1 pseudogene is annotated in these 219 nt (G+C 70.8%); it reads left to right on the top strand.

Annotated features, from left to right (window positions below):
• Nucleotides 1-219 (top strand): annotated as a pseudogene (locus GTW40_RS04055) (CbxX/CfqX); the annotation flags it as partial.

The raw sequence follows: 219 nt of genomic DNA, 5'->3' as shown, positions 1-219 counted from the left end.
CCTGAAGTTGGCCCAGGCCGACGGCGACGGCTGGGACGTGGACGCGGCCGAGGAACTGTCCTCGATCTGCGGACACGTGGTCGCCGAGGGCTGGATCGACCAGCTCGGCAACGGCCGCTTCATCCGCACCCTGTACGAGAAGTCCTGCGCCTACCGGGACCTGCGGCTCTCCGGGCAGCGCGGCGTGCCCTCCCGGGAGGATCTGGCGACCCTGCGGTT

Origin of the sequence: Streptomyces sp. SID4985, assembly GCF_009863025.1 — a bacterium.
Lineage (GTDB): Bacteria > Actinomycetota > Actinomycetes > Streptomycetales > Streptomycetaceae > Streptomyces.
This window is presented reverse-complemented; position numbering and strand designations above follow the sequence as displayed.